The organism is Pseudomonas sp. P1_F1_2 (assembly GCF_056405815.1).
In genome coordinates this window covers 1-8,950 of sequence record NZ_JBFUBK010000164.1, presented here as the reverse complement: position 1 = coordinate 8,950, position 8,950 = coordinate 1, and the positions used below count along the sequence as shown (strand labels likewise).

Sequence of the window (8,950 nt, the reverse complement as noted above, 5' to 3'; positions counted from 1 at the left end):
CATCAATGTCGCCTGATGCGCCGCTATYGCGAGCAAGCTCGGCTCCTACACTCCTCTACGTCGAGTCACAACCATGACAAACACTCGCAGCGACTGGGAGCAACGCTTCCAGTCCCTAACCATTGAAAGCCGTGCGTTCATCGACGGCCAATACGCCCCGGCACTCAGCGGCGATACCTTTGAATGCACGAGTCCGGTCGACGGTCGCTTCCTGGCCAACGTCGCCAGCACCGACGAAGCCGACGCCAATGCGGCCGTCGCCGTCGCGCGCCGCACGTTCGAATCCGGCATCTGGGCCAACCTCGCCCCGGCCGAGCGCAAGCGCATCCTGATTCGTTTCGCCGACCTGATCCTGGCCAACCAGGAAGAACTCGCCCTGCTCGAAACCCTCGACATGGGCAAGCCGATCAACGACTCGATGAACATCGACATCCCGGCGACCGCCAACGCGATCCGCTGGAGCGCCGAAGCCATCGACAAGATCTACGACGAAGTCGCCGCCACCCCGCACGATCAACTGGGCCTCATCACCCGTGAACCGGCGGGTGTGGTCGCGGCCATCGTGCCGTGGAATTTCCCGTTGATCATGGCCAGCTGGAAGTTCGCCCCGGCCCTGGCGGCTGGCAACTCGTTCATCCTCAAGCCTTCGGAAAAGTCTCCGCTGACTGCGATCCGCATCGCTCAGCTCGCGCTGGACGCCGGCATCCCGAAAGGCGTGTTCAACGTGCTGCCGGGCTTCGGTCACACCGTCGGCAAGGCACTGGCGTTGCACATGGACGTCGACGTGCTGGCCTTCACTGGCTCGACCGCGATTGCCAAGCAACTGATGATCTACGCCGGGCAAAGCAACATGAAACGCGTGTGGCTCGAAGCCGGGGGCAAGAGCCCGAACGTGGTGTTCGCCGACGCGCCGGACCTGCGCGCGGCAGCCCAAGCGGCGGCCGGTGCGATTGCCTTCAACCAGGGCGAAGTCTGCACCGCCGGCTCGCGCTTGCTGGTCGAGCGTTCGATCCGCGAGCAGTTCATTCCGCTGCTGGTGGAAGCCTTGCAAGCCTGGAAACCGGGCCATGCACTGGACCCTGAAACCACCGTCGGTGCGGTCGTCGATCAGCGTCAATTGGACAACGTCTTGCGTTACATCCAGGTCGGCAAAGACCAGGGCGCGCAATTGATCGCGGGTGGCAGCCGCACCCTCGAAAGCACCGGCGGCCTGTACGTGGAACCGGCGATTTTCGACGGCGTGACCAACGCCATGACCATCGCCCGTGAAGAAATYTTCGGCCCGGTGCTGTCGCTGATCASCTTCGACACCGMWGAAGARGCCCTGSMCATCGCCAACGACAGCATCTTCGGCCTGGCSGCCGGSGTCTGGACCAGCAACCTGAGCAAGGCTCACACCTTCGCTCGCGGCTTGCGTGCCGGCAGCGTCTGGGTCAACCAATACGACGGCGGCGACATGACCGCGCCGTTCGGCGGGTACAAGCAGTCGGGTAACGGTCGGGACAAATCGCTGCACGCGTTCGACAAGTACACCGAACTCAAAGCGACCTGGATCAAGCTCTAACACCTATAAAAAAAGCGACGGTCGCCGGCACGCTGCCGGCGGCCATCGGAGAAAGCTATGAAACAAGATTCTGCGAAACAAACACATGTAAACAGCTACTACGCCGCCACTCGCAACTTCAAGGGCGACTTCCCGGTATTGGAAGGTGCGGTGGACTGCGACGTCTGCATCATCGGCGCAGGCTACACCGGTTTGTCCTCGGCGCTGTTCCTCGCCGAAGCCGGCTACAGCGTCACCGTACTGGAAGCCGCCAAAGTCGGTTTCGGCGCCAGCGGTCGCAACGGCGGTCAACTGGTCAACTCTTATAGCCGCGACGTCGATGTCATCGAAGAACGCTACGGCGACAAGACGGCTGAAATCCTTGGCAGCATGATTTTCGAAGGCGCCGACATCATCCGTCAGCGCATACAACACTACGACATCCAGTGCGACTACCGTCCGGGCGGCATCTTCGCCGCGATGAACAAGAAGCAACTCAATGGCCTGGCCGAGCAGAAGAAGAGCTGGGAGCGCTACGGCAACAAGAACCTGAAAATGCTCGACAAGGCCGACATCAAGCGCGAAGTCGGGTCCGACGCCTACGTCGGCGGCCTGCTGGACATGCAGGGCGGCCACATTCACCCGCTGAACCTGGCCCTCGGCGAAGCGTCGGCCATCATCGGCCTGGGCGGCAAAATCTACGAACAATCGGCGGCGGTGGAAATCACCTACGGCGAACCGATCACCGTGCGCACCGCCAAAGGCGTGGTGAAGGCCAAGTACCTGCTGATCGCCGGTAACGCCTACCTGCCGCAAGGCCTCGACAACCGCGTGACCAGCAAAAGCATGCCGTGCGGCTCGCAAATCGTCGTCACCGAACCGTTGTCGGAGCAGCAAGCGCGCAGCCTGATCAAAAACAATTACTGCGTCGAAGACTGCAACTACCTGCTCGACTACTACCGCCTCACCGCGGACAACCGCCTGCTGTACGGTGGCGGCGTGGTCTACGGCGCGCGCGAACCGGATGACATCGAACAACTGATCAAGCCGAAAATCCTCAAGACCTTCCCGCAATTGAAGGACGTGAAGATCGACTACCGCTGGACCGGCAACTTCCTGCTGACCATGTCGCGTATGCCGCAATTCGGCCGCATCGAGAAAAACGCCTACTACATGCAAGGCTACAGCGGCCACGGCGTCACCTGCTCGCACCTGGCCGGCAAACTGATCTCGGAAATGATCCGCGGCGACGCCGAACGCTTCGATGCGTTCGCTTCGCTGCCACACATGCCAATGATCGGCGGCCGCACCTTCTCGGCCCCATTGACCGCCCTCGGTGCCGTGTATTACTCGCTGCGCGACCGTTTCGGCATCTAAATCCGCCGCAATCCCTGTAGGAGCCGAGCTTGCTCGCGATGAGGCCATCCTCGTCGCCATCAATGCCAGCTGACACACAGCAACCGCCCCTACAGTTTTCACAGCCAAACCCCCTGATATCAGGTCAAAACAACCTTTTTAACTAACCATTTATCGAACCTGCTGAGCAACACGAACAAACGTGATTTAATACCCGCCTTTCAAATTTCCGGGACAGGGAAGCGGTGTTTTTCGCGGCCAAAAGTCGCCCGCCATCCACCCCCATTACCCCTTAAGTAATTCACGCATAAGGCTGTCATGGACACGGGCTCAAGACTCAAATTAGTACGCGAAAGCTACAAAATGTCCCAGCGCGAGCTGGCCCGGCGTAGCGGCGTCACCAATGCCACCATCTCCCTGATCGAACAGAATCGCGTCAGTCCCTCCGTCAGCTCCCTGAAAAAACTGCTCGAAGGCATCCCCATGTCCTTGGCGGACTTCTTCACCTTCGACCAGCCCCCGCGTGAGCACCAATACGTGTTCCGCGCCAATGAACAGCCGGATCTCGGGCGTCATGGGCTGCGGTTGCTGCTGATTGGCGCTTCGGTGCCGAGTCGGCAGATGCGGTTGTTGCGCGAGCAATACGCGCCTGGGGCGAGTTCGGGGGAAGAGCCGATTGTGCATTCGGAAGGGGAGGAGTGTGGGCTCGTAACCCGTGGCACGGTTGAGCTGACCGTGGATGGCCAGATCAGTGTGCTCAACGCGGGCGACGGCTACTACTTCCCGACAACCCTGCCGCACAAGTTTCGCAATATTGGCCAGGATGAAGCGGAAATCATCAGCGCCAACACCCCGGCAAACTTCTAACCTCAAAACGGACGCAACCTTGTAGCAGCTGCCGAAGGCTGCGTCCGCATTCAACACCCATGCTGAATGGAACCAGCTGCTTCAGCGTTTATCTAAAGAAATGGACTTCACCTCATGACCACACCCCGCATCCGCCCCCTCGCACTCTGCATCTTCCATCACAATGGCAAGATCCTGCTCAGCGAAGCCCACGACCCCATCAAAAACCGCCCATTTTTCCGCCCAATCGGCGGTGGAATCGAGTTTGGCGAAACCAGTGCCCAAGCCATTGAACGTGAAGTTCAGGAAGAACTTGGTTTGGCTATCACCGATGTCCGCTTGCTGGGTACGCTTGAAAACATCTTTACCTACGCCGGCAGGCCGGGGCATGAAATTGTTCAGGTTTACGATGCGAAGTTTGTGGATGTTAGTGCTTATGAGTTGCCGTATTTGGACGGTCAGGAAACCGATGGCGCGACGTTCACTGCGAAGTGGCTGGCGTGGGAGGGCTTTACTGATGACGCGCCGTTGGTGCCGGATGGGCTCTACGATCTACTTAAAAAGGTCGCATTGCTGAATTGATCTCTGTGGCTGTTTGTTGGCGAGGTGCATATGTGGTGGGACGTTATTGTTATAGTGTTAAAAGTAATATTTGTTATATGGATGGCTTCATATATTTTCCGGCCTTTTCTTCCTTGTTGGTATAACAATTTTGCTGAGATAATCGGTTATAGATTGCTCGGTGTAATACTTGCTGTTCCTGTTTTTGTCCGAAATGCGTGGGTTGTTTCATCATCCATAATGTATTACTTGGGTATGTTCTCAATTCTCGGGTTGCTTTTCGCGGGTGCATTCCTTTTTGGGTATACGCTGCTGTTAGAGTTAGGCGTGAGCATTCCCGGCCTGTGGCCCTGCTATTCTATTTTAAGCAGAATTGCGCAGAACAAAACCGCCTGGGCTGGCGCCACTACAGTCATTGCTACAACAGTCGCAATCGGTCATATGCAGAATCTCAGATTAACATCAACTAAATTTTATGAAGAAATGAAAAAGTTTGAAAGGGAGGAGCGGGAAGCTAGAGAAAAGCAAAGGCAAGAGCGTAAAAGCAAATCTCTTTACTAGTGGAAATGATGAAAGATTTATTTAATAAATAGATCTGTCACCTTTGATTGCGATTGGGGGATTCTGCCATGTATGAAACAGATCATGAAAAACCCGCAGTAATGCGGGTTTTAGTTCCTCTGATTTGCTGCCGGCTCTATCTGGCACTCGGTGAGCCGTACAATCATTGCTTCATGGATCACACTGGTTATGCAGGTTGTGATCGCCGATATACGAGCAGCTACCGACCTTCTTGGCATTGCTGAGTTCACGCTGGTCATGGTCGCTGATGTGGGTGCAACTAATGTCGTCGATCTTCGTCTGGCAGCTTTTTGCCTGCTGTTATAGCTAAGGGTAATGGGTTTTTTTGTGGTTATGCTTGAATGATCTTATTACCTGTCATATTTTACAGGTGTGGAGTGTGTTTTATTTAATTAGTCTGAATGGGCTGAAATGAGAGTGCTCATTTATAAATAAAACAGGATGTCGTTTATGGCCAGTAATAAAACGATTGAAAAAAATGATGTTCGGCTACTAGGTTCGTCATCGAGTGATGACTGGGAGGCTCAATTTGAAATTGAGTTGTCTGACAGGGATTTTGCTGTAGCTACCAGTAAAGTTAAAGTTAATGGCCGTTTTACTGCTTCCGGTCAACGATATTTTTATGGGTTTAATCCAGAGGATGCGCCGAATCATTGGGTGTTTCGCTTGGACTTTGGACACGTAAATTTTAAACCAAGTGTTGATTATAAGGTTGGTTCGGGAGGTTTTAGCGCGCTTTTGATCCAAGGCGGCAGTGAAATGATAAGTGGAGGTCAGTTTGTCGAAGGTACAATGCGATTAAAAGAAGTGGATTTCGAAAAAGGCATAGTAAAAGGGGAGTTTATTAATGTAAGAACCGAAGGGGGGGCGCCCTGATGGCACAGAAATGGACCCTGCATATGCGAGAGCTATTAGTTTCGGAACCAAACTCGAAAGGGTAGGGGCTCAGAGTTAGAGAAATATAAATGGCGACAGATCTATTTTTATAGATAGATCTGTCGCCATTTTTTACTATTTTAGTGGAGAAGGTGCGAATTATATTTAATAAATAGATCTGTCACCTTTTTTGTGGAAATGCGGTTACTTACCTTTGGGCGCATCAAATCCACGCTGCTCAATCACCCGAAACACATCACTCACATCCTGGACCATGATCCGGGCGATGTTGGTGACGGTGTTGATGTCGTTTTCGGCGTAGTCGGGGAGGCTGGTGCAGGCCATCAGGTTTAGGTATTTGAGGACGGCGTTGAGGCGTTCGCTGAGGCAGTTGTGGAGTTCGCGTAGCGGGGCGTCGTTGTCGATGAGCAGGACGGGGTAGTCGGTGGCGAATTGGGACATGGGGGTGAAGCGGCGTGGCGGATTGTTCGTAGACATAAAGATGAGCTCTTCAAAGGATTATGTAGCCACCTTTCTGCTGCGAAACAAATAGGTGGCAGCTATGTGTGGGTTCGCAGACCGGAGAAGAGACAAAAGCCGGCAGACCCGAAGGTCTCCCACACACAGCCGCCATAAAACGTAACGGCGGCAAAGTTTGCCACAGTTGTCATTTAGCGGTGCGTCATCTTCTTCAGGGCTGCGAAACCCTATCGCTGACTGCGGTCAGCGACGGCTCGAATATAGGCGTCGATTTTGGTGGCTGCAAACGGGGTTGTAGGACGCAAACTCGAGTTTTTAGCGGGTGGCTGCGATTGAATGCAGTTGGGTCGCGGGCGTGAAATCAAAGGTTGTTTAGTGTCAGGTGAACCGTGTGTACTGGTTTACGGCTGCTGCGCAGCCGGACGCAGGCTTCGCCAGCTGCTACAGGGTTTTGGGTTGTTTAAAAGTTTGGTGAAAAATGGGGCGGCTTCACTGCTCAGCGGGAGCAAGCTCCCTCGTCACAGGGGGCGGTTTCCTACATGTTTTTCGGATGGCCCGAAACGACAAAGCCCCGAATCGTTGGGGCTTTGTGCAATTACCAAAATCGATGTTGCGGATCGTTCGACGTCATTGTCGGTCCTGCGGCGAATGCGGGTTGTGTTCGGTGTTTTTCGGGCCGAACGCTGCCCATGCCAGGACCCCAATCATCGGCACGAACACGATCACCACGATCCACAAGAGTTTGTTGCTCGATTTGCCGTCGGCTTTGCGGACTCTGCTGATTGCCCATAGCTCGATCAGTAGAAGAACTGCCGTAAGTACTATCCAGGTTGTTTCGAATTGCATGGGTCACCCTCCTGATGGTCATTCAGTTAGGTGAGTGATGGTGGGCAGGGTTCATTAATTTTTGGGTTTTGTGGTTTAGGCATAAGCGGGGTTGCTCGCGATGGTGGTCTGTCAGGTCATTCAATTTTGCCTGGCCTACCGCATTCGCGGGCAAGCCCGCTCCCACATGGAGTTGCGGGGTTAGTTAGATCGAGGTGGCCAGTTTTCCGGTGGCGAGGCGGCGTTTGTAAGCGGTGTCGCGGTTGGCGAGCCAGTAGTAGAGCGGCGAGGTGATCAGCAGGCCGACCAACCAGGACAAATCAGCGCCATTGATGTGCTCCGAAATCGGCCCGACATACAGCGGCGTATTCATGAACGGAATCTGCACCACAATCCCGATCGCGTACGCCAACAACGCCTGCGGGTTGTACCGCCCGTAAATCCCGCCATCGACCTTGAAGATCGAATCAATGTCGTAATGACCTTTGTGAATCGCATAGAAGTCGATCAGGTTGATTGCGGTCCACGGCACCAGCACTACGAGCAGCACCAGCACCATGTCGACGAAGTGACCGATGAAGTTGGCGGAGGCGCCGACGGCGGCGAAGCAGCAGGCGGCGAGGACCAATACCGAGAGGACGGCGCGGCTTTTTGCGGTGGGGATCCAGCGGTAGGCGAAGGTTTGCACCAGGGTGATCAGCGACAGCACGGCGCCGTAGAGGTTGAGGGCGTTGTGGCTGATGACGCTGAGCAAAAACAGCACGAGCATCAGCGGGCCGATGGAGCCGGTGGCGAGTTTGACGGCGTCCATGGTGTCCATCCCGACGGGCGTGGCGAGGACGGCGACGGCGCCGAAGATGAACGAGAGGCTGGAGCCGAGCACGGTGCCCAGGTAAGTGGTCCAGAACGTGGCGGCCACGGGCACGTTGGCCGGCAGGTAGCGCGAGTAGTCGGAGACGTACGGCGCGAAGGCGATTTGCCAGAGCGCGGCGAGGGACACGGTGGCGAGCCAGCCGGACAGGTTGAAGCTGCCACGGGTGAGGAAGTCGGCAGTCTGCACGTGGGTGAAGATGTAGCCGAAACCGAGCACGATGCCGGCGCCGAGCACCCAGGTGCCGATGCGGTTGAGCACGTGGATGAAGCGGTAGCCAATGATGCCGATGATGCCGGAACCGAGGGCGCCGATGACGATGCCGACCGGCACCGGAACGCTGTCGACGACGCCGTGCAGGGACTTGCCGGCGAGGACGATGTTGGAGGCGAAGAAGCCGATGTACATCACGCCGGCGATCAGCACCACCAGCAGTGCGCCGAGGGAGCCGAACTGGGCGCGGCTCTGGATCATTTGCGGGATGCCCATCTGCGGGCCTTGCGCCGAGTGCAGCGCCATCAGCACGCCGCCGACCAAGTGGCCGACGAGGATGGCGACGATGCCCCACACCAGGTTCAGGTGGAACATTTGCACGCCGAGGGCGCCGGTGACGATGGGCAGCGGGGCGATGTTGCCGCCGAACCAGAGGGTGAACAGGTCGCGGGTTTTGCCGTGGCGATCTTCGGGCGGCACGTAGCCGATGGTGTGTTTTTCAATGAGCGGGGCGGTGGTGGTTGCAGCGGTAACCATGACGGACTCCAAGGCAATTTTGAGTACGTGGACGTACTTCGGTGAGCGCCGCACAGGGCGACGCTTTTCTTGTTGGAGTTGATGATGTGCGGTGGGTGGCGAGAGATAAATCAGTAAGATTGTGGGTATAGACGTTAAAAAATGTATGCCGGTTGGTCGCTAGAAAACTGTGGGATTAGAGGGGGTTGGATCGTCGAAACACCGCGCAACATGTAGCAGCTGGCGAAGCCTGCGTCCGGCTGCGTAGCAGTCGTAAACCC

10 protein-coding genes are annotated in these 8,950 nt (G+C 56.0%); 7 read left to right on the top strand and 3 right to left on the bottom strand.

Going from position 1 to position 8,950, the window contains the following annotated elements; genetic code table 11:
- Positions 1-73 precede the first annotated feature (73 nt).
- The 7 genes from AC1D2P_RS29490 (at position 74) to AC1D2P_RS29460 (ending at position 5,764) form a co-directional block, all read left to right on the top strand.
- Entirely contained in the window at positions 74-1,564 is a 1,491-nt protein-coding gene (locus tag AC1D2P_RS29490) for an aldehyde dehydrogenase (protein WP_477811729.1), read from the top strand.
- Positions 1,565-1,621: 57 nt separating this feature from the next.
- Positions 1,622-2,920 carry an NAD(P)/FAD-dependent oxidoreductase gene (locus tag AC1D2P_RS29485; protein ID WP_477757478.1) on the top strand — a complete coding sequence of 433 codons (1,299 nt, stop codon included), beginning with the start codon at positions 1,622-1,624 and terminating at the stop codon, positions 2,918-2,920.
- A gap of 297 nt (positions 2,921-3,217) precedes the next feature.
- Positions 3,218-3,766 (top strand): cupin domain-containing protein, encoded by a 549-nt coding sequence (locus tag AC1D2P_RS29480; RefSeq protein ID WP_046027697.1) that lies wholly within the window; start codon positions 3,218-3,220, stop codon positions 3,764-3,766.
- Between the two features lie 114 nt (positions 3,767-3,880).
- Complete coding sequence (locus AC1D2P_RS29475; protein ID WP_477757479.1) at positions 3,881-4,327, top strand: NUDIX hydrolase; 447 nt, start codon at positions 3,881-3,883, stop codon at positions 4,325-4,327.
- A 30-nt stretch (positions 4,328-4,357) separates the two neighbouring features.
- Positions 4,358-4,867 (top strand): hypothetical protein, encoded by a 510-nt coding sequence (locus AC1D2P_RS29470; protein ID WP_223524590.1) that lies wholly within the window; start codon positions 4,358-4,360, stop codon positions 4,865-4,867.
- Between the two features lie 189 nt (positions 4,868-5,056).
- The gene (locus AC1D2P_RS29465; RefSeq protein WP_158283911.1) at positions 5,057-5,194 is read left to right on the top strand and encodes a hypothetical protein; all 138 of its coding nucleotides are present in this window, start codon (positions 5,057-5,059) and stop codon (positions 5,192-5,194) included.
- 144 nt (positions 5,195-5,338) lie between these two features.
- A complete protein-coding gene (locus tag AC1D2P_RS29460; protein WP_477757480.1) occupies positions 5,339-5,764 on the top strand; it encodes a hypothetical protein in 426 nt (141 codons plus the stop codon).
- 204 nt (positions 5,765-5,968) lie between these two features.
- Here the strand turns inward: AC1D2P_RS29460 and AC1D2P_RS29455 are convergent, their stop codons facing one another.
- The 3 genes from AC1D2P_RS29455 to AC1D2P_RS29445 form a co-directional block, all read right to left on the bottom strand.
- The gene (locus tag AC1D2P_RS29455; protein WP_109784599.1) at positions 5,969-6,262 is read right to left on the bottom strand and encodes a fructose-bisphosphate aldolase; all 294 of its coding nucleotides are present in this window, start codon (positions 6,260-6,262) and stop codon (positions 5,969-5,971) included.
- A 609-nt stretch (positions 6,263-6,871) separates the two neighbouring features.
- A complete protein-coding gene (locus AC1D2P_RS29450) occupies positions 6,872-7,090 on the bottom strand; it encodes a PLD nuclease N-terminal domain-containing protein (protein ID WP_477757481.1) in 219 nt (72 codons plus the stop codon).
- A 184-nt stretch (positions 7,091-7,274) separates the two neighbouring features.
- Positions 7,275-8,690, bottom strand: a complete 1,416-nt coding sequence (locus AC1D2P_RS29445) for a purine-cytosine permease family protein (RefSeq protein ID WP_223524593.1) — start codon at positions 8,688-8,690, stop codon at positions 7,275-7,277.
- Positions 8,691-8,950: the final 260 nt, after the last annotated feature.

Coding starts and splice junctions, on each gene's coding strand:
- AC1D2P_RS29460 (WP_477757480.1), top strand. CDS start 5,339: ATGGCCAGTAATAAAACGATTGAAAAAAATGATGTTCGGCTACTAGGT.
- AC1D2P_RS29455 (WP_109784599.1), bottom strand. CDS start 6,262: ATGTCTACGAACAATCCGCCACGCCGCTTCACCCCCATGTCCCAATTC.
- AC1D2P_RS29465 (WP_158283911.1), top strand. CDS start 5,057: ATGCAGGTTGTGATCGCCGATATACGAGCAGCTACCGACCTTCTTGGC.
- AC1D2P_RS29470 (WP_223524590.1), top strand. CDS start 4,358: ATGTGGTGGGACGTTATTGTTATAGTGTTAAAAGTAATATTTGTTATA.
- AC1D2P_RS29485 (WP_477757478.1), top strand. CDS start 1,622: ATGAAACAAGATTCTGCGAAACAAACACATGTAAACAGCTACTACGCC.
- AC1D2P_RS29450 (WP_477757481.1), bottom strand. CDS start 7,090: ATGCAATTCGAAACAACCTGGATAGTACTTACGGCAGTTCTTCTACTG.
- AC1D2P_RS29480 (WP_046027697.1), top strand. CDS start 3,218: ATGGACACGGGCTCAAGACTCAAATTAGTACGCGAAAGCTACAAAATG.
- AC1D2P_RS29475 (WP_477757479.1), top strand. CDS start 3,881: ATGACCACACCCCGCATCCGCCCCCTCGCACTCTGCATCTTCCATCAC.
- AC1D2P_RS29445 (WP_223524593.1), bottom strand. CDS start 8,690: ATGGTTACCGCTGCAACCACCACCGCCCCGCTCATTGAAAAACACACC.